Genomic DNA, 17796 nt, shown 5'->3' with positions numbered 1-17796 from the left:
TCCCGCTGCCCCTCGACGGCGCGGCCGGCGGCGTGCTGCGGCTGAGCCGGCGCAGCGGACGGGCGGCCTTCGACGACTCCGAGGTCCAGCTCGTCTCCCGGTTCGCCGACCAGGCCGCCCTCGCCCTCGAACTCGCCCGGCGCCGCGCCGAGTCCGGGGAACTCGCCGTCCTGCGCGAACGCGACCGCATCGCCCGCGACCTGCACGACCTCGCCGTGCAGCGGCTCTTCGCCACCGGCATGACCCTGCGGAGCACCACGCGCACCCTGGGCGGCGTGGACGCCGCCGAACGCGTGGAACGGGCGGTGCGGGACCTTGACACCACCGTCGAGATCATCCGTACGGCCATCTTCGAACTGCGGTCCGCCGGTGACGACCGGGGCGGAGCGGGGCTGCGCCGCCGTATGCCCGAGACCGTGCGGCTCGCGGCCGGGGTGCTCGGGTTCAGCCCCGCTCTGCGGATCGAGGGCCCGGTCGACTCCACCGTTCCCGCCGAGGTGGCCGAGCAGGTGCTCGCCGTCACCGGTGAGGCGCTCGCCGCCGTCGCCCGGCACACCGGCGCCGGCCGGGCCGATGTGGTCCTCGCGGTGCCGATGACCGGGGACCGCCTCACCCTCACCGTGACGGACGACGGCACGGCCCCGCGCGGGGACACGGCCGGTGACGGGCCGCCCGCAGGCGTCGAGCACCACGGCGGGACGCTGAGCGTCGAGTATTCCGCCGACGGCGGCAACCGACTGGTGTGGCACCGGCAGTTGCCCGCCGACTGAACGGCCGCCGCCTACCGCGAGGGCCCCTGTCGCTCGCGCAGCCGGCCGGCCAGCAGCGCCGCCTGGACCCGGCGGTCGACGCCCAGTTTGGCCAGGATGGACGAGACCCGGTTCTTGATCGTCTTCTCGGCGAGGAACAGCCGCTCGGCGATCTGACGGTTCGTCAACCCCTCGCCGATCAGGTCCAGGATCTCCAGCTCGCGCGGTGACAGCCGCTCCAGCTCGGGCGACACGGCCGGCTCCGGTACCGGCAGCGGGGCCCGCAGCCTCGCCATCACCCGCGCGGTCGCCCGAGGGTCCAGCAGGGACTGCCCGCCCGCCACCTTGCGCACCGCGTCCACGAGGTCGGAGCCGTCGATCCGCTTGAGCACGTACCCGGCCGCGCCGGCCATGATCGCGTCGAACAGCGCCTCGTCGTCGTCGAACGACGTCAGCATCAGACAGGCCAACTCCGGCAGTCTCGCCCGCAGTTCCCGGCAGACCTCGACCCCCGCGCGGTCGCCGCTGCCGTCGTCGCCCAGCCGCACGTCCAGCACGGCGACGCGCGGGCGGACGGCGGGCACCCGGGCGAGCGCCTCCTGGGCGGTCGCCGCCTCCCCGGCCACGGTGATGTCCGGTTCTGCCTCCAGCAGGTCCCGCACCCCCCGGCGTACCACCTCGTGGTCGTCGAGGATGAACACCCGCAGCGGTGCGGCGGGTGCGGGGGAGGGGGCGGAGTCGGTGTGCATGGGGGCTTCCACGGAGGGTCGGACGACGGGGCGGGCGTGCGGAGGAGTCAGAGCAGGGACTGCCAGTAGTCCCACCAGCGGGTGGCGATCAGCATCACGATGCTCAGACACCAGGTGACCGGCACCACCCAGTGGAACTCCAGCACCCCCGCGACCACCGCGCGCGGAGCGCGGATCACGCCGTGCCGCAGGTTGTGCGCCGTGGTGTACCAGAACATCGCGACGGTGGCCGCCCAGGCCAGGCAGCACCACAGGCACAGCGCACCGATCTCGTACAGCGCCTGCGTCATCAGCCACATGCAGAAGGCCGCGCCGAGCAGCGTGCCGGCGTTCAGCCCCAGCCAGAACCAGCGCCGGAAACGGGCGCCGGCCAGCAGCGCGACGCCGACGGTGACCACCGCCGGGTAGGCGAGCAGGCCGAGCACCGGGTTGGGGAAGCCGAACACGGACGCCTGGGCGCTCTTCATGACGCTGCCGCAGGACAGAACCGGGCTGAGATCGCACGAGGGGGAGAAGAGGGGGTCCCGCAGAAGCCGGATCTTGTCGATCGTGATCACGAAGGAGGCGAGGGAGCCGAGCGCGCCGGAGACGATCAGCAGCCAGGCGAAGGCCCGCGAGGCACCGCTCGCACCGCGTGCGGCGATCCGCCGGTCGGCCTCCCGTGCCCGTGGGGTCTCGGGGGCGGTGGTGCTGCTCATCGACGGTGTTCCGCCTTGCCGGTGGCCAGGACGGGTGCCGGGCCCACGACGGCCGCAGGGCGGGCGGCCGCGTGCGGACGCCGGCCGGCGGGCCTCGGCGGCGAGCCGGGTGTCGTCTCGCGGGCCGCGTTCTCGGGCCAGACGACCTCGACCTCGATGCCGTGGGCGCGGGCGTAGGCCACCAAGTGGGCGGTGGCGTCACGGCCGTTGGAGGGCGAGCCGTCCCAGACGGCGAACAGGCGCCGGCATTCCGCGATCATCCGCTCGTCCGCCGCGACACAGGCGTTCCGGTCCGCCGGGTCGTAGGGCAGCAGCCGCACCTGGCGGGCGAGCAGCAGCAACTCGCCGGTCGCCGGCCGGTCCCGTTCGGGCAGCAGCGCCGGAACGAGCCCCTGGGTGGGCGTCAGGACGACCAGGTCGTGCCCGGTCGCCCGCGCGGCCCGGCCGAACGCCACCGGCACACCGGCCCCCGCCCGCACCAGCCCCTGCGCGGGAGCGGGCAGACGGGCCAGGGCGGCCCGCAGCTCGGACTCCACCCGTTCCAGCGTGTCCCCGGTCAGATCGGTGTGCCCCACCGCCGCGATCATTCCGCCAGCCTCCCGCCCTACGACGTTCACGTGTCCCGGTGCCCTCGCACCGGGCGGCCCCGCTCGCCACCGCCTGGCGCACGGACCGCCGGGCCCTGCTCACGGGCGGCGGACGAGTCCCATGGACAGGCCCGCGGGCTCAGTGAAGCCAGCACGCCTAGAGGCCGACAAGGGCCGAAGGTCCTCGCGCGCACCTCCGGCGCCACGCCGGGGTCCGAGACCCGGGACCGTGCCGAACGACCCCTCGGGCGGTCCCGTTCGCCGGTCCCGTTCACCATCGAATCCGTGTCCGTATTCCTGTGTGAAAGGGCCTTGCCGCGGCTCCGGCGCGGTGTAGCTTCTACCCGTCGGTAAGGGCTTGAGCAAGGGTGCTTTCGTGGCTGCCTCCTCGCACAGAGAGAAATTCGCCGCTCACCTTCGCATGCTGAAGGACCGCAGCGGCCGGGGTTACGACCGTCTCGGCAAGGAAGCGGGGGTCAGCGGCTCCAGTCTGCATCGCTACTGCTCAGGCCTCGGAGTCCCGGCGGACTACCGGGTGGTGCACGCCTTCGCCAGGGTGTGCGGCGCCAGCGCGGAGGAACTGCGCGAGGTGCACCGGCTGTGGGCGCTGGCGGACAGCGACCGCGAAGCCCCGGCCGGCTCCGGCGAGGAGAGCCGGGAACCGGAGTCCGGCGCTCACGAGGCACCCGTCTTACCCGCCGAGGCCGCGCGGCCGACGCCGGTGCCGGTGCCGGTGCCGGTGCCGGAAGAGGACGTCACCCCGCCGCGGCCCGCCCCCGTCCAGGACGGCCCGGCGCGACGGCGCCGGCTGCCCGACCAGCTCTCCTCGCGGTGGGCGGTGCTGGCCGCCGTGCTCGCGGTGCTGCTGGTGGCCGGCTTCGTGTGGCTGCCCTCCGGGCGCACCACCGGTGGCTCCCGGACCGCGGGCGACAAGGTGCTCGACTCCCCGGCCTGCGGGACGGTCAGCATGGGGGAGCACGACGGGTGCGTGCGCGAGGTGCAGCTGCTGCTGGTGCGCGCCAAGGGCAGGCTCGCCGTCGACGGGGACTTCGGTCCCGAGACCCTGCGCAGGGTGACCGCGTTCCAGGTGCTGGCGGGGGTCACCGCCAGGGGCGTGGTCGACGAGGACACCAAGAAGGCGCTGTACTCGCGGAAGGTGAGCATGGCGACCTGGTCCACGGACCGGGTGGCGCAGCGGATCCGTGAGGTGTTCGTCGAGGACCCCGACACCGCCGTGGCCATCGCCCGCTGCGCGTCCTTCCTCGACCCGCTGTACGTGCTGCCCAACACCAACGGCAGCCGCAACTGGGGAGTGTTCCAGATCTCCGACGCCCGCCTGCGGCAGCTGGACGGCACACCGCTGCGGGCGTTCGACCCGGACTGGAACATCAAGGCGGCCCACCGCCTGTGGGCCGTTCGGCACGACTTCCACGACTGGCCGTCCTGCCAGGCGGCGTTGAAGAACACGCCGAAGAGCTGAGGCCCGGTGCCTCGGATACTCCCCAGTGGTACCCGAGGACACCGGACGCCCCACCGCCGCCGTCAGACGGTGCCGTTCTCCCACCACCAGTCACGACCCAGGTCGGCCCGGCTGTCGACGTGCTGGTGGTCGGTGTTGTACGTCTCCAGTCCGGAGAACCCGCAGGTCTCCGCCTTCTGGTAGACGGTCTTGTTGGACACGCCGGACACGTCGAGGTCGGCGGCGGTGCCGTACAGGTGCATGCTGTCGCTGGCGCCGCCGATCTCGGCGTTGTGCGCGATGCTGCGGAAGCCGGAGTTGACGGTGATCGGCTTGTCGCCCAGCTTCTTGCGCAGCGCCTCCAGCTTGTACATGCAGCGGCGGACGTTCTCCTTGACCTGCGAGGCGCTCAGCTTGCCCCCGTTGAAGGTGCCGTCCGTCTGGTTGACGAACTCGCTCCAGTTGAAGTGGAGCGTGGAACCGTCCGACTGCTCGAGGGAGTTGAGCTTGGCCTGGGTGTTGGGACCGGCGCTGCCGTCCACGGAGAGACCGTAGGCCGCCTGGAACCGGCGTACGGCCGCCGCCGTGCCCGGGCCGAAGTCGCCGTCGATGCTGACCCGGCTGTGGGAGGCGCTGTCCGCGGCCCAGCCCGCGACGCGGATCTGCAGCTCGGTGACGTCGGCGCCGCTGTCGCCCTGGTTGAGGGTGCGCGACCACCCGTACGCCTGCGCGGTACCGGAGAACAGCAGTTGACCGAACGCGACGCCGGCGCCGGCGGCCAGCGTGCCACGCAGCATGGTGCGGCGGTCCATGGGGCGGAAGAAGGAGGTCATGGTCGTCCTTTCGGTGAACGGCGGTGCGGGGAAGGTCAGTAGGCGATCTGGAAGGTGACGTTCTGGGCGTCGATGTCGTAGGCGTGGATGCGTACGACGAAGTGGGTGCCGTCCTTGACGTCGGTGGCGATGGTTCCCCACTCGGTGCCGTGCGTGGTGTACGCGTCGTCGTTGTTGCACTTGGTGGTGTGGTCGACGAACACCACACAGGCGTCCAGGTAGATGCCCTGAGGGCCGTCCGTGAGGAGCCTGAGGTTGATGTCGTTGCACCGCGAGGACGTGGTGTAGGTGCCGTACTCCTTGGCGGCGGACTGGTAGTGGTACGTCAGGGTCTTGGCGCCGCCGTAGCAGCTGGTGGCGGCGGCCGAGGTCTGCGCCGAGGCGGGCGCGACGCCCGCTCCGACCAGTGCGGCCGCGGTGAACACGGCCGAGGCGAACGCTCGTGTACGGGTCATGTCGGTCTCTCCGTCGGGGCAGGAGGGTCAGAAGGCGATCTGCATGACGGCGTCGTCGCCCTCCAGGGGCACGCCGGCGGGCACCGTGAACTTGCTGTCGTTCAGGACGTCGGTGGCGATGGTCGTCCAGCTCCGGCCGACCCTCGTCCAGCGGTTGCAGGTGCCGTACTTCGCGAACTTCACACAGGCGTTGACGTAGTCGGCGGTGCCGCCGATGACGCGCATGTTGATGTCGGTGCAGCGGCTCGAGCTCCAGTAGGGGCCGAATTCGACGGCGTCGCCGTAGCGCACGGTGACCGCCCCGCCGTAGCAGCTCGTCGCCGCGGCGGCGGGGGCGGCGGAGGCGGAGCCGGCCGCCGGGACGGTGACACCGAGGCTGAGGAGCAGCGCTACGGGAAGCGCGCGGGTGAACCGGGTGGTCATACGGGTTCTCCTGTGGTCGGGCCGAATCAGCGGTTGGCCAGCCGGTCCAGATCGGCCTGGGTGCCGTTGAACACGTCCGCGGTCGCGGGCGCCTTGATGCCCGGGAAGATCGCGGCGTCGGTGTACTGCCACATCGTCCAGGTCGACGAGCCGTTGGGCACGGGCGGCTGGGTGATCGACGTGCGGTAGTCCGCGAGTTGCAGCGGATACCGGGCGAACGCGGTGGTGGAGCCCATGCAGTCGTCCAGGAAGGACTTCTGCGTGTAGATGATCGGAGTGCGGCCGAAGGCGGCCTCCACCCGGTCCAGCCAGGCCTTGGTGTCGGCGACCGTGCCGTAGGCCGGGCAGCGCCCGCTGCCGTCGTCCATGCGTTCCAGGTCGAAGATCGGCGGCAGGTCGCCCGCCCGCTGCCCGGTGTAGCCGGTGGCCCGCACGGCGGCGATGAAACGGTCGGCCTGCGCGGCACCCGTGTCGGGGGAGGAGCCCGTGTAGAAGTGGTACGGCGCCACGGCCAGCCCCGCCGCCCTGGCCGCCGGGAGATCGGTGGCGAGGTATTCGTCGGTGACGTTCGTGCCCCGGGTCGCCTTGACCGTGGCGAACTCGACGCCCGAGGCGCGTACGGCCTTCCAGTCGATCGCCGCGCCGCCGGGGTGCTGGTACTTGGCCGTGTCCAGGCCGTCGATCGGGTAGCCGGCCGGCCGCGGCGGCGCGCAGTAGGCGTTGCGGCCGGACCAGTCCACCAGCTTGGACCAGGTGTTGGGGCCCACGACACCGTCGGCGCTGAGGTTGGCACAGTGCTGGAGTTCGATCACCCGGGACTCGGTGCCGCCGCCGAAGTCACCGTCGATCGTCAGCGGCGGGTAGTGGAAGGGCTCCATGGCCAGGTTGAGCCGGCACTGCAGCTCCTTGACCTCGATGCCGTTGGCGCCCTTCTTGAGCGTGGGGCGTGTGTCGGTGTGGCCGCACACCGCGGACTCCGCCGCGCTCGACGTGCCCTGCACGCCGCAGGTGTGCGGTTGCGCGGCCCAGGTGTTCAGCGCCGCCCACGTCTGCGGACCGAGGACACCGTCCACGGTCAGCCCCGCGCACCGCTGGAAGTCCTTGACCCGCGTCTCCGTCGCCGGCCCGAACGTGCCGTCCGCCGCGATCGGCGTGTACCGGCTCGGCTTGGTCGCCAGGTTGAGCTCGCACTGCGCCTCGAGTGCCGGGTCCCCCGTCGCTCCCCGCTGCAAGGTGGGCTGTGCGCTGGTGTGCCCGCAGACGGCGACCGCCGTGGCGGCGGACCGTGCCGCCTGCGCCACCGTCGGCCCGCACAGGGGCAGGGCCGCTGCCACGGCGAGGGTCAGACCCCGCAGAAGCGTCCTTCGTCCCATCCGGTGTTCCCCCTCGTTTCGATGGCCGGGAGTTCCCGGCGCCCGATCATGCTGGCAGCGGTCGCCCCCAACCGGCCCGCAGCACCGGCGGATTGGGACACGGGGACGGTCCCGGCCGTGTGACCTGCGCGAACGGGTCACCGCTGGGACGTCGGTGGGACGCAGACGGGGAGCGGGGAGCGCCGCGTGATCCCGGGCGAAGGAGGGCCGGTGCGCTCGCGGCCTCGGCTCAGTGGCCGAGGGCGTAGGCGATGCCCATGTCCCAGGCGAGTGCGCGGCCCTCCTCGTAGGCGGTCTCGTAGGCGCCGGGGCCGATGGCCCCGCGGGCCTCGCGTTCGCACTTCTCCCGCTCGGCGACCCATTCCGGGAGCCCGAGTTGCGGCTGCCCCAGGGTGTTCCACTGCTGCTGGGCCAGACCCAGCAGGCGTGCGCCGCGCTCGGCGTGGCCGGCGGCGACGGCGGCCGCGGCGATGACGTCCAGGCACATCGCCGTCCCCAGCCGGTCGTTGAGGCGCCGCTTGACCTCCAGAGCCGCCAGGCTGCGGCGTCGTGCGGCCTCGTGGTCGCCGCGGACCAGTTCCGTTCGCGCCAGCAGGTAGTCCGCGTAGGCGCGCATCCACTTCTCGCCGTGCCGCTCGCAGTCGGCCCGCAGGTGCTCCAGGACGGCGACGGCGCTGCCGAACCTGCCCTGCCGGGTGTACCCGTGGGCGATGAAGAGGCCGGCCGCCAGCGTCGGATGGGTGAGGCGCGCCTGACAGCGGTGGCCGTCGAAGAGGTCCCGCGAGAGGACGCCGGCCTGCTCCGTCTCACCGCGGATCACCATCGCGAAGGCGGCCGTGGACCGTGCCCGGCCGATCGTCTCCTCGTCGCCCAGCAGATCGCCCACGGCGGCGCATTCGAGGGAGTCCCGCTCGGCGGCGTCGGCGTCCCCGAGGGTGGCGAGGAGCAGGGAGGAGGCCCACAGGGCCCGGGCGCGCGGCAGGCTCGGTTCGACGTCGTGGGCCAGCGCCCGCTCCAGATAGTGGGCTCCTTCCCTGGTGAACCCGCAGCAGTGCCAGAAGAACCACAGCGTCCACGCCAGTTCCGTGGCGGTCCGCCCGGCCGGTTCCTCCAGGCAGAACTCCAGGGCGGCGCGCAGGTTGTCGTGCTCGGCGGTCGTCCGCTCGTGCCAGGCGTACTGGTCGGGCCCGAGCCAGGCGTCCTCCGCCCGCCGGGCGAGGAGGAGACAGCGGTCCCGGTGACGCCGGCGCAGCGTCACCTCCTCCCCGATGGCGCGCAGCCATTGCCCGCCGTACTCACGGATGGTGTCCAGCATCCGGTAGCGCTCGCCGGTGACCGCGGGCAGCCAGGTCACGATCGACTTCTCCACCAGCCCGCCCAGCAGCCCCTGCAACGCGTCCGGGGCCAGCCGGTCGTCGGCGCACACCTGCCGTACCCCCTCCGCGTCGAAGCTTCCCGCGAAGACGGACAGCCGCGCCCACAGCAGCCGTTCGGCCGGCGTGCACAACTCGTGGCTCCACCCGATCGCGGTGCGCAGCGCCTGGTGCCGGGGTGGATCGGCGTCGTACACCACCTCGTCGCTGTTCCCCAGAACGGCCAGCCGGTCGTCCAGCCGTGCGACCAACTCGGGCAGGCTCATCTCGCGCAGCCGTGCGGCGGCCAGCTCGATCGCCAGGGGCAGCCCGTCCAGATCACGGCACAGGCGCACCAGGTCCGGCCGGTTGGCATCGGTGAGGGTGAAACCCGGGACCGCCTCCGCGGCCCGTTGGATCAGCAGCGTCAGCGCGTCGGCCGGGTCGGTCGCCGTCCCGTTCTCGGGCACCGGCACCGGCAGCGGCTCGACGGTGAGCGCCTCCTCGGCCGTCAAGCCCAGTCGGCACCGGCTCGTGGCGAGGATGCGCAGGCCGGGCGCCGCCCGCAGCAGTGCCTCCGCGGCCAGAGCACACGCGCCGGTGAGGTGCTCGCAGGTGTCCAGCACCAGCAGCGCCTCCCGCCCGGCCAGGTACTCCGCGACCACGTCGATCACGGGCCGGGTCGTCTGGTCGGCGAGCGGCAGCGCCTCGGCGATGACATGGGCGAGCAGCGCGCCGTCGGTGAGCGGCGAGAGCTCGACCAGCCATACGCCGTCGCGGAACCGTGTCCGCAGGGCCTCGGCCGCCGCCAGCGCCAGCCGGGTCTTGCCCACCCCTCCGACCCCGGTGAGCGTCACCAGACGCGACCTCCGGAACAAGAGGTCCTCCACGCTTGCCAGTTCGTCCGCGCGCCCGACCAGTCGCGTGCGCGGCACCGAGAGGTTGCCCACGCGGCACACGCTAGGTTTCCGCCCTCGATCCCCGACCGAATGCCGCACATTGAAAGGACCTGAAGCAGACCCGTCCGTCTTTGCTCACTTGTGGTCGGCGACGGGCGAATCCGGGTCGTACGCCGAGTCGTTACGAGGCAGCGGTGCTGAGCGAACGGCCGTGACCGGCGGCGGATGCGTCCTCGTCGACCTTGTAGCCCGGGAGGGAGGGCCAGCGGACCGTCAGCACCACGGACTCCTCCTCCGCGAACCAGGAGTGGTCGACCCCGCGTCCCCACACGACGTAGTCGCCCTGCTCGGTCAGGACGACGTCACGTCCGGGGAGTTCCACCCGGAAGCGTCCGCTGATGAGGACCAGCAGGGCGGTTCGTTCCTCGCCGGTGACCCACCGGGCGCGTGCGTCGCCCCGCGGGTGGACGCCCCACTTGATCTCCACGTCCTCGCTGTGCCGGGGATCGGAGGCGTCCTTGAAGTGCCCCAGGATCCATCCCCGGTCCAGCGCCGCGTCCTTGCCCGCATTGCCCACATACACGCTGTCGGTCATGGCCCGGAAGGTAGCAGCAGAATGCCCCTGCTCTCGCAGGGGCACCCACCGGTCGCTCACGTGGACTCGCGTCGCCGGTCGCTCACTTGGACTCGCGGTCGAACAGCGCCTTCGGCCAGCGGTGACCGAGGACGGTCAGGCCCAGGCCCAGGCCCAGGCCCAGGCACCAGGCGAGGGCGATCCACCAGTTGTTCCCGATCGCGGTGCCGAGGAGCAGTCCGCGCAGGGTCTCGATGGCGGGGGTGAAGGGCTGGTACCCGGCGATCGGCTGGAACCAGCCCGGCATGGAGTGCAGCGGGACGAAGGCGCTGGAGATGAGCGGCAGGAGGATGCTCAGGTCGATGCCGTCGAGGACGGTCTTGTCGCCGTGCGCCTTGCGGTGGGTCACAGGCTCCGAGCGGTGATGTCGCCCTTCGAGGTGGTGGCGCGGATGGTGAGTTCGGCGGTGCCGTCGTTCTTGAGCGCGTTGTGGATCCGGCCGTGGGAGGTGCCGGCGTCCAGTGAGGCGGAGACGTCGGCGGCGGCCGCGACCGTGATGTCGCCGGACTCGGTGCGCAGGTCGAGGGTGCCGCGTCCGGCCTCCGCGATCCGGATGTCGCCCCGCGCGGTGCTGATGTGGGCGGAGCCGCCCAGCCGGCCGATCTCGACGTCGCCGTCCACGGCCGTCAGGCGGAGGCTCGCGGCCTCGTCGACCTTGATCTGGCGGTAGGCGCCCTCGAAGGAGAGGTCGCCGAGGCGTCCGACCACCCGGAGTTCGGTGCCGGCGGCCGTGGCCTCCACGCGGGAGCCGGTGGGCAGCTGGACGGTCACCTCGACGGCGCCGGAGGGGCCGAAGAGCTGGTTCTTCGCCTCCGGGGCCATGACCCGCAGGACGCCGTCGTCGCACGTGACCTCGATCTGCTGCGCCGCCTTCACATCACGGCTCTTGGAGGCGTCCGCCGGCCGGACCTCGACCGTGGTGTCGGCGCGGTCGGCGGCGATGAGCTGGACCCGTCCGGCGGGGATGCCGAGGACGGCGTGGACGGGGGCGGTGGTGTCGAACTTCTGCATGGTGTGCTCCTGGTTCGGTGTGTGTTTCTGACATTGGAAACGCTACGTTGCGTTCTCGATTCGGGCAATGCGCATGTTGCGAAAGAACTATGTAACCCCAGTTCAAACGCGCAATATCGTTGCATCAATCATGCATGTTAACGCAATAGCCTTGCTACTTCATTGCAATGGAATGCCGGTGAACGCTATCGCCGGACGACCATCGCGCACCATGAAGGAGGCTGCGATGCCGGGCGGCAGGCTCACGCGAGCGGAACGCCGGCAGATCGCGCTGGGATTTGTCGACGGGCTCGCCTTCCAGATCGAACCGCTCTACACGCGCCCGCGGTGGCCCTCGGGGCGCACCGGGCGGCAGATGATGATGCATCTCGACATCGAGGTCGACGACCTGTCGTCGGCCGTCGAGTGCGCCGTCGCCCCGGGTGCGACGGTGGCGGACCGTCAGCCCCAGGACGACGTGCGCGTCCTGCTGGGCCCGGCCGGCCACCCCTTCTGCCTCTTCGTGCGCTCTGCCGCGAACTGGACGCCGGCCCTGCGTGCCACCTTCCCGACAGGTGTGTCGGGAACCTGGTCTAGGATGCTGACACATGCGTCGGCAAAAGCTGCCGGTGCTTCGCTCTGCCTTGGAACAGGTGGTTTTCGGATGTACACGGTGATGAACCGGATACCGGTCCCCGCGGCCGGCGCGGCGGCGTTCGAGGAGCGGTTCGCGGCGAGCATGCGCGAGACGCTGCCCGGCGTGCCCGGTCTTGTCGGGGCCCGTCTGCTGCGCCCGCAGGACGAGGGCGGGACGTACGCGGCGGTCATGGACTTCACCACCCGCGACGCGTTCCTGGCCTGGATGCGGTCGCCCGCCTTCCACGCCGCTCACGGGCCGTCCACCAGCGGGATGAAGGGCGATGTGGAGAGCTTCGAGACCGTCGCCTCCGTCGGCGCCTGAAGCGGAAGGCATCCCGTGTTCCTCGCTCTGCGCGATCTTCGCGTCGCCCGCGGGCGGTTCGCCCTCATCGGTGCCGTGGTCGGCATGATCGCCGTCCTCGGAGTCATCCTCTCGGGGCTCGCCAGCGGTCTCGCCGACTCCGGCATCTCCGCCCTGCGCGCCCTTCCCGTCACCCACCTGGCCTTCGACAGGTCCGCCTCCGGGGAGCTGTTCTCCCGCTCCACCGTCACCACCGACACCGCCCGGCGATGGGCCGGGGAGCCGGGCGTCCGCAAGGCCGAACCGCTCGGCCAGCAACTGGTGCACGCCCGACTCGGCGGCGCGGGCGGCAAACAGCTCGATCTCGCCGTTCTCGGCGTGCGGCCGGACGGCTTCCTGGCCCCGCCGCCCCTGTCCGGCAAGCCTCTGTCCGGCGACCCGAACGGCGTCCTCGTCAGCGAGGAGATCGTCAAGGAGGGCGTCAGGATCGGCGACCACCTGACCGCCGGCCAGGCCGGAACCCGTCTGACCGTGGTCGGCACGATCGGCCGCGCCTCCTTCGGCCACATCGGCGTCGTCTACGCACCGCTGCCGCTGTGGCAGCGGCTCCACTACGGCCTTCCCGGCGCCCTCCCCGACGCCGCCGCCCACCAGGCCACCGCCGTCGCCCTGCAGCTCGCCCCCGGCACCGACACCGGCGCCATCGACCACCGCCTCGGCACCCGGACCGTCGACAAGGCCGGCACGTACGCCGCGTCCCCCGGCTACACCGCCGAATCCAGCACCATGACCCTCATCCGCGGCTTCCTCTACGCCATCTCCGCGCTCGTCGTCGGCTCCTTCTTCACGGTGTGGACCATTCAGCGCCGCCACGAGATCGCCCTCTTGAAGGCGATCGGCGCCGCCACCGGCTACATCCTGCGCGACGCCCTCACCCAGGCCGCCGTCGTCCTGCTGGCCGCCACCGCGGCCGGGACCGCCGTGGGCCTGGTCCTGGGCGGCGCGCTGAACGGATCGGCGCCCTTCTCCCTCCAGGCGGACCAGGTCACCCTGGCCGCGGTCCTGCTGATCGTCCTGGGACTCGCCGGAGCCGCCGTCGCCATCCGCCGCATCACCAAGGTCCAGGCCCTCAGCGCCCTCGGAGGCGACCGATGAACCACCCCGCACCGACGAAGACCCCGGTGCTGCGGCTGACCGGCGTCACGCTGCACCTGGGCCGGGACCAGCAGCAGGTCACCGCCCTCGACGAGGTCGACCTGACCGTCGCACCCGGCGAGTTCGTCGCCGTCACCGGCCCCTCCGGATCGGGCAAGTCCAGCCTCCTCGCCGTCGGCGGCGGCCTCCAGAGCCCCACCAGGGGAGCCGTCCACGTGGCCGGGGTCGACCTGACCACCCTCAAGGAACACCAGCGCACCGCCCACCGCCGCCGCCACATCGGCTACGTCTTCCAGCACGCCAACCTCTTCACCTCGCTCACCGCACGAGAGCAGCTGCTGCTCACCGCCCACGTCGCGGGCCGCCTCGACGCCACGACCCGCCGCCGTGCGGACGACCTGCTCGAAGCCGTCGGCATGACCGCCCGCGCGGGCCACCGCCCCGACCGGCTCTCCGGCGGCGAGCGCCAGCGCGTCGGCATCGCCCGGGCCCTCGTCCTCGCCCCCGAGGTGCTGCTCGTGGACGAGCCCACCTCCGCACTGGACCGCGCCCGGGCCCGCGACATCGTCGGTCTGCTCGCCGAGCAGACCCGCCTCCACCGCACCGCCACCGTCATGGTCACCCACGACCACGAGATACTGGACGCGGCCGACCGCGTCCTGACCTTGCGGGACGGCCGCCTGAGCTGACCGAGCCACCGAAAGGCCCTCCCCGCCCCATGCCGAAGATCAACGCCGCCACCGTCGCCGAGCACCGTGCACAGCAACGCGCCGCGCTGATCCAGGCCGCCGTCGACGTCCTCGTCGAGCAGGGCGCCGCAGCGGTCACCCCGGCCGCGGTCGGCGCCCGCGCCGGACTCGCCCGCTCCAGCTTCTACCAGTACTTCCCCTCCTCGGCCGCGCTGCTCGCGGCCATCGTCGAGGAGTCCTTCACCGCCGCCGACGCCGCCACCACCGAGGCCCTGGCCGACGTGCACGACCCCGCCGCACGGATCGACGCCTTCGTCCGCACGGAACTCCACCTCGCCGCCCGGGGCATGCACCGCCCCGCCACCGCACTCCTGCAGGCCGACCTGCCCCGCGAGTGCCTCGACCGCGTCCACGAACTCCACCGCCACCACTACGCCCCCCTCCAGGACGCGATCGCCCTCGTCGGCGCCGACGCCCCCGAGCTGACCGGCCGGCTCGTCGGCGGCATCGTGCAGGCAGCCATGACGGCCGTCGAGCACGGCGCCGACCCGGACCGCGTGGCCGACCGCGCCCTGGCCCTCGTAAGCCACGGCCTGACCCCGCCCTCCACGCAGCGGCCCGACGAGCCCGGGGCGGCCGCCCACGAATGACCGTGCCGCCGACCCCGGCGCGCACTCGGACGGCCCGAACCAGCATGGCCTGCTCCCGTGGGGCACTCTGCAAGGTATGGGCCAGACCGCGCTGATCGTCGTCGACATGATCAACACCTATGACCACGATGACGCCGACCTGCTGCTTCCCTCGGTGACCGACGTCGTGCCGAGGGTGACCTCACTCCTGGAGCGGGCGCGCGAGAAGGAAGCGACCGTCATCTACGTCAACGACAACTTCGGCGAATGGCGCTCGCACCACGGCGAACTCCTGGAGAAGGCCCTGGCCGGCCCGCACGCGAAACTGGTCGAGCCCCTCGTGCCCGACGGCGACTCGCTCTTCGTGGTCAAGGCACGCCACTCGATCTTCTTCGAGACCCCGCTGAACTACCTGCTCTCCCAGCAGGGCATCGACCGGGTGGTGCTGTGCGGACAGGTCACCGAACAGTGCATCCTCTACTCCGCGCTGGACGCGCACATCCGCCACCTGGAGGTCACCGTCCCCCGTGACGCGGTGGCCCACATCCACGCCGACCTCGCCGAGGCCGCGCTGCGCATGATGGAACGGAACATGGGCGCGACGGTGTGCGACGGCGACGACCTGTGGCGCGGCTGAGCACACACCGCGCTCCGGGCGCGCCGGAACCGGGCGTCACCCCGGCGGCTCAGGCACCCGCGGAGTCGCTCCGCCCGCCGCCGTCCTCGAGTACCGCTGCCGCCCGGTGCCGGTAGGAACGGAAGCGGCGCAGATAGGACCGTGCCATCGGGCCCGGCGGCACTCCTCGGGCGAACGCCCGCATATTGCGTTCCCCGGCGTTGTAGCCCAGCGCCAGCAGCTCCTCGCGGGTGTAGCGGCGTGCGTGCCGCGTGGGCAGGCACCGGTCGAGATCCGCCAGATGCAGCGCCGCGGCGTGCACGGCGAACGCCGGATCGTCACGAAGGTCCTGCCACCGCTCGGACAGGCCGTGCGCGCGCCGGACCCGCTCGAACGTCGCACGGTGCATGTTGGCCACCCCGAAGGACGCCTCCGGCTTCCACCACTGCCACAGCCGCTCCAGCAGCGGGTGGTGCGGCTTGTACGCCTCGTTGTAGAGGACCGTCAGCACCAGCAGGGGGGAGACCCCGGCCGCCTCGGCGCTGCGCATCACGCAGTCGGCGTAGTCCGCCGGGTCGTAGTCACCGGGCCGCAGCGGCGGCGTCCGGACGTCACCGTCCTCCGGTCCGTCCGGTCCCGGCACCGCCGTCGACGGTTCAGCCATCCCCACCCTCGTTTCCTCGCTCGCCCCGGCGGGACGGCGGACCGTGAACGGTTTCCGCAGTGCACGTGCCCCCGCGGCCCCCACTCATGCAAGGGCTCGACCGCCGCGTCGCAGAAACGACACGGCTTCCCTGCATCCGTCGAGCCCACTGCTCCCGAACAGAAGCTGCCGAGACCAGAACGGAGATCGGCGTACGGACACCGAAGCGGAGGCCCTTGTGATCGAAGTCGAGCGTGTTGTGACGTTGGATCACCCTTTGGCCGACGTCGTGCGGTACCTGGCGGACTTCTCGCACACCGAGTCGTGGGACCCGGGAACGGTCACCTGCCGTCGTATCGGCGACGGAGAGCCGGCCGTGGGCGCGGAATGGCACAACGTCTCGGAGTTCCGGGGCCGGCGCACCGAGCTGCGCTACCGGATGGTCCGCCACGACGCCCGGCACCTGATCTTCATGGGCCGCAACAAGACGGTGACGTCCACCGACGACATGCGCTTCGAGGAGAACGGGGGCCGCACGCGGCTGACCTACCGGGCGCGCCTGGACTTCAACGGACTCGCCCGCCTGGCCGAACCCCTGCTCAAGCGGGAGTTCCGACGCCTCGCGGACGAGGTGTCCGAGTCGCTGCCCCGAGCCGTCGACCGTGCTCTGCGGGCTCCTGAGACCGAAGGAAGGCACCCCCGGTGAGCGGCGACCGGCCCGTCCGGACCGCCCTCGCCGTGGGGAACCGCCCATGGACGTGAGCGAGACCGAAGCGGACCTGTCGTCGTCGGCCGGAGTGACGACGGGGTCCCTCGCCAGACGTCTGGGCGTGTCCCCCACGACGCTGCGCTCCTGGGACCGCAGGTACGGACTGGGCCCGGCGTCCAGGACGCAGGGACGCCACCGGCGCTGGACGCCCGAAGACGTCGCCATGGTCGTGGAGATGTGCCGTCTGACGGCCGCCGGCATTCCACCGGGGGAGGCGGCGAGGGCCGCGAAGGCCCAGCACCACCCGCAGCCCGTGCCCGTGGCGCCGTCCCGCCCGCCGGCCCGTCCGGTCGCCGCCCCGGCCGACGTCATGGAGGCCGTCCACACCTCGCGGTCCGGCAGCGGCCTGCCGCTGGGCAATGTGCGGCACGAGTGCAAGGGACTCGCGCGCGCCGCCGTCCGGCTGGACGCCGTCGCCGTACAGGAGCAGCTCACCTCGGTGATCCGCGCCTACGGACTGGTGGTGACGTGGGAGGAGATCCTCTCCCCGGCACTGCAGGCCGTCGGGCGCAAGTGGCAGTCGGCCGGCGAGCGGTACGTGGAGGTCGAGCACCTCCTGTCCTGGCACATCTCGGCGACGATCCGGCACGTCTGCGTGACCGCCGCGCCCGCGCAGCGGGAGTGGAAGTCCGCTCCCGTGATCCTGGCCTGTCTGCCGGGCGAACTGCACACACTGCCGCTGGAGGCGCTCAACGCCGCGCTGGCCGAGCGCGGCGTGGCGACCCTCATGCTGGGCAGCGCCGTACCGGCGGAGGCCCTGACGACCGCCGTGGAGCGCGTCGGCCCCAGTGCCGTGGTCCTCTGGTCGCAGTCCGGCTCGACGGCCAGCCTGCCGCTGGCCCACCATGTCGCCTCGACCCGCTGGGGCATCCGCGGCGCCCGCACGCAGAGCCGTGTCCTGCTCGCGGGCCCCGGCTGGGGCCGCGGGCAGCGCCCTGGGCTGCTGCGGCCGCGCGGCCTGCAGGACGCGCTGGTCATGCTCGAAGCGCTCTGACCCGCGCCCGCACAGGTAAGTGGCCCTCGCCGGCGACCGCCGGCGAGGGCCACTTACCTGTGTCCGCTACTCCTCGGGGCGGGCGCTCGTGGCCGCGAGCGCCGGCTGGTCCGCCGCCTTACCCGGCGGCAGCGCCGGGCCCTCGCCCCGCTCGCGGCGG

20 protein-coding genes and 1 pseudogene are annotated in these 17796 nt (G+C 72.3%); 9 read left to right on the top strand and 12 right to left on the bottom strand.

All coding sequences use genetic code 11. The annotated features are described in order from the left end of the window. The coding region (locus M8J74_RS40595) for a sensor histidine kinase (protein WP_249841207.1) at positions 1 to 770 on the top strand (770 nt) is incomplete at its 5' end. Between the two features lie 11 nt (positions 771 to 781). Here M8J74_RS40595 and M8J74_RS40590 read toward each other — a convergent pair. The 3 genes from M8J74_RS40590 to M8J74_RS40580 are packed head-to-tail and all read right to left on the bottom strand — an operon-like array spanning position 782 to position 2783. Beyond that, a complete protein-coding gene (locus tag M8J74_RS40590) occupies positions 782 to 1498 on the bottom strand; it encodes a response regulator (protein ID WP_249841206.1) in 717 nt (238 codons plus the stop codon). A gap of 47 nt (positions 1499 to 1545) precedes the next feature. Then, a complete protein-coding gene (locus tag M8J74_RS40585; protein WP_249841205.1) occupies positions 1546 to 2196 on the bottom strand; it encodes a vitamin K epoxide reductase family protein in 651 nt (216 codons plus the stop codon). Further along, a complete protein-coding gene (locus tag M8J74_RS40580; protein WP_372500427.1) occupies positions 2193 to 2783 on the bottom strand; it encodes a hypothetical protein in 591 nt (196 codons plus the stop codon). The genes M8J74_RS40585 and M8J74_RS40580 overlap by 4 nt, the downstream gene beginning before the upstream one ends. A gap of 421 nt (positions 2784 to 3204) precedes the next feature. On the opposite strand from M8J74_RS40580, the gene M8J74_RS40575 reads away from it, so the two are divergent. After that, entirely contained in the window at positions 3205 to 4263 is a 1059-nt protein-coding gene (locus tag M8J74_RS40575) for a helix-turn-helix domain-containing protein (protein WP_249841204.1), read from the top strand. Positions 4264 to 4325: 62 nt separating this feature from the next. Here M8J74_RS40575 and M8J74_RS40570 read toward each other — a convergent pair whose 3' ends face one another. The 8 genes and pseudogenes from M8J74_RS40570 to M8J74_RS40535 all read right to left on the bottom strand — a co-directional run bounded on the left by M8J74_RS40570 (position 4326) and on the right by M8J74_RS40535 (position 11222). Beyond that, positions 4326 to 5075: a D-Ala-D-Ala carboxypeptidase family metallohydrolase gene (locus tag M8J74_RS40570; protein WP_203237617.1), complete on the bottom strand. Its 750-nt coding sequence runs from the start codon at positions 5073 to 5075 to the stop codon at positions 4326 to 4328. A gap of 35 nt (positions 5076 to 5110) precedes the next feature. Continuing rightward, positions 5111 to 5530, bottom strand: a complete 420-nt coding sequence (locus tag M8J74_RS40565) for a hypothetical protein (protein WP_249841203.1) — start codon at positions 5528 to 5530, stop codon at positions 5111 to 5113. A gap of 27 nt (positions 5531 to 5557) precedes the next feature. Continuing rightward, positions 5558 to 5953, bottom strand: coding sequence for a hypothetical protein (locus M8J74_RS40560; RefSeq protein ID WP_249841202.1), 396 nt, complete (start codon positions 5951 to 5953; stop codon positions 5558 to 5560). Positions 5954 to 5979: 26 nt separating this feature from the next. After that, on the bottom strand, positions 5980 to 7326 hold the full coding sequence (locus M8J74_RS40555; RefSeq protein WP_249841201.1) for a GH25 family lysozyme: 1347 nt from the start codon (positions 7324 to 7326) through the stop codon (positions 5980 to 5982). Between the two features lie 229 nt (positions 7327 to 7555). Next, the gene (locus M8J74_RS40550; protein WP_249841200.1) at positions 7556 to 9628 is read right to left on the bottom strand and encodes an ATP-binding protein; all 2073 of its coding nucleotides are present in this window, start codon (positions 9626 to 9628) and stop codon (positions 7556 to 7558) included. 130 nt (positions 9629 to 9758) lie between these two features. Continuing rightward, entirely contained in the window at positions 9759 to 10172 is a 414-nt protein-coding gene (locus M8J74_RS40545; RefSeq protein ID WP_249841199.1) for a cupin domain-containing protein, read from the bottom strand. Positions 10173 to 10254: 82 nt separating this feature from the next. Then, positions 10255 to 10503 (bottom strand): annotated as a pseudogene (locus tag M8J74_RS40540) (ABC transporter permease); the annotation flags it as partial. Positions 10504 to 10556: 53 nt separating this feature from the next. Next, positions 10557 to 11222, bottom strand: a complete 666-nt coding sequence (locus M8J74_RS40535) for a DUF4097 family beta strand repeat-containing protein (RefSeq protein WP_249841198.1) — start codon at positions 11220 to 11222, stop codon at positions 10557 to 10559. 178 nt (positions 11223 to 11400) lie between these two features. Between M8J74_RS40535 and M8J74_RS44915 the strand changes: the two genes are divergently transcribed. From M8J74_RS44915 to M8J74_RS40505, 5 genes are all read left to right on the top strand, one after another. Continuing rightward, positions 11401 to 12162, top strand: a complete 762-nt coding sequence (locus M8J74_RS44915; RefSeq protein ID WP_308406181.1) for an antibiotic biosynthesis monooxygenase — start codon at positions 11401 to 11403, stop codon at positions 12160 to 12162. 15 nt (positions 12163 to 12177) lie between these two features. Continuing rightward, positions 12178 to 13296, top strand: coding sequence for an ABC transporter permease (locus tag M8J74_RS40520; protein WP_249841197.1), 1119 nt, complete (start codon positions 12178 to 12180; stop codon positions 13294 to 13296). Continuing rightward, on the top strand, positions 13293 to 13985 hold the full coding sequence (locus M8J74_RS40515) for an ABC transporter ATP-binding protein (protein WP_249841196.1): 693 nt from the start codon (positions 13293 to 13295) through the stop codon (positions 13983 to 13985). The genes M8J74_RS40520 and M8J74_RS40515 overlap by 4 nt, the downstream gene beginning before the upstream one ends. Before the next feature lie 29 nt (positions 13986 to 14014). Then, positions 14015 to 14635 carry a TetR/AcrR family transcriptional regulator gene (locus M8J74_RS40510; RefSeq protein ID WP_249841195.1) on the top strand — a complete coding sequence of 207 codons (621 nt, stop codon included), beginning with the start codon at positions 14015 to 14017 and terminating at the stop codon, positions 14633 to 14635. 76 nt (positions 14636 to 14711) lie between these two features. Continuing rightward, positions 14712 to 15251, top strand: a complete 540-nt coding sequence (locus M8J74_RS40505; RefSeq protein ID WP_249841194.1) for a cysteine hydrolase family protein — start codon at positions 14712 to 14714, stop codon at positions 15249 to 15251. A 49-nt stretch (positions 15252 to 15300) separates the two neighbouring features. Here the strand turns inward: M8J74_RS40505 and M8J74_RS40500 are convergent, their stop codons facing one another. Further along, positions 15301 to 15894, bottom strand: a complete 594-nt coding sequence (locus M8J74_RS40500) for a lytic transglycosylase domain-containing protein (protein ID WP_249841193.1) — start codon at positions 15892 to 15894, stop codon at positions 15301 to 15303. A gap of 217 nt (positions 15895 to 16111) precedes the next feature. On the opposite strand from M8J74_RS40500, the gene M8J74_RS40495 reads away from it, so the two are divergent. Together M8J74_RS40495 and M8J74_RS40490 are read left to right on the top strand one after the other, a co-directional pair. Further along, positions 16112 to 16579, top strand: coding sequence for an SRPBCC family protein (locus M8J74_RS40495; RefSeq protein WP_249841192.1), 468 nt, complete (start codon positions 16112 to 16114; stop codon positions 16577 to 16579). A gap of 46 nt (positions 16580 to 16625) precedes the next feature. Then, positions 16626 to 17636 (top strand): MerR family transcriptional regulator, encoded by a 1011-nt coding sequence (locus tag M8J74_RS40490; RefSeq protein WP_249841191.1) that lies wholly within the window; start codon positions 16626 to 16628, stop codon positions 17634 to 17636. Positions 17637 to 17796: the final 160 nt, after the last annotated feature.

The organism is Streptomyces panaciradicis, from assembly GCF_023516615.1.
GTDB classification, from domain to species: domain Bacteria; phylum Actinomycetota; class Actinomycetes; order Streptomycetales; family Streptomycetaceae; genus Streptomyces; species Streptomyces panaciradicis.
The sequence above is the reverse complement of the archived record's forward strand: the minus strand, read 5'-3'. Positions and strand labels throughout refer to the sequence as shown.

Excerpts from the sequence above, each read along its gene's own strand:
- M8J74_RS40590 (WP_249841206.1), bottom strand. The coding sequence starts at position 1,498 with ATGCACACCGACTCCGCCCCCTCCCCCGCACCCGCCGCACCGCTGCGG.
- M8J74_RS40585 (WP_249841205.1), bottom strand. The coding sequence starts at position 2,196 with ATGAGCAGCACCACCGCCCCCGAGACCCCACGGGCACGGGAGGCCGAC.
- M8J74_RS40580 (WP_372500427.1), bottom strand. The coding sequence starts at position 2,783 with ATGATCGCGGCGGTGGGGCACACCGATCTGACCGGGGACACGCTGGAA.
- M8J74_RS40575 (WP_249841204.1), top strand. The coding sequence starts at position 3,205 with ATGCTGAAGGACCGCAGCGGCCGGGGTTACGACCGTCTCGGCAAGGAA.
- M8J74_RS40570 (WP_203237617.1), bottom strand. The coding sequence starts at position 5,075 with ATGACCTCCTTCTTCCGCCCCATGGACCGCCGCACCATGCTGCGTGGC.
- M8J74_RS40565 (WP_249841203.1), bottom strand. The coding sequence starts at position 5,530 with ATGACCCGTACACGAGCGTTCGCCTCGGCCGTGTTCACCGCGGCCGCA.
- M8J74_RS40560 (WP_249841202.1), bottom strand. The coding sequence starts at position 5,953 with ATGACCACCCGGTTCACCCGCGCGCTTCCCGTAGCGCTGCTCCTCAGC.
- M8J74_RS40555 (WP_249841201.1), bottom strand. The coding sequence starts at position 7,326 with ATGGGACGAAGGACGCTTCTGCGGGGTCTGACCCTCGCCGTGGCAGCG.
- M8J74_RS40545 (WP_249841199.1), bottom strand. The coding sequence starts at position 10,172 with ATGACCGACAGCGTGTATGTGGGCAATGCGGGCAAGGACGCGGCGCTG.
- M8J74_RS40535 (WP_249841198.1), bottom strand. The coding sequence starts at position 11,222 with ATGCAGAAGTTCGACACCACCGCCCCCGTCCACGCCGTCCTCGGCATC.
- M8J74_RS40515 (WP_249841196.1), top strand. The coding sequence starts at position 13,293 with ATGAACCACCCCGCACCGACGAAGACCCCGGTGCTGCGGCTGACCGGC.
- M8J74_RS40510 (WP_249841195.1), top strand. The coding sequence starts at position 14,015 with ATGCCGAAGATCAACGCCGCCACCGTCGCCGAGCACCGTGCACAGCAA.
- M8J74_RS40505 (WP_249841194.1), top strand. The coding sequence starts at position 14,712 with ATGGGCCAGACCGCGCTGATCGTCGTCGACATGATCAACACCTATGAC.
- M8J74_RS40500 (WP_249841193.1), bottom strand. The coding sequence starts at position 15,894 with ATGGCTGAACCGTCGACGGCGGTGCCGGGACCGGACGGACCGGAGGAC.
- M8J74_RS40490 (WP_249841191.1), top strand. The coding sequence starts at position 16,626 with ATGGACGTGAGCGAGACCGAAGCGGACCTGTCGTCGTCGGCCGGAGTG.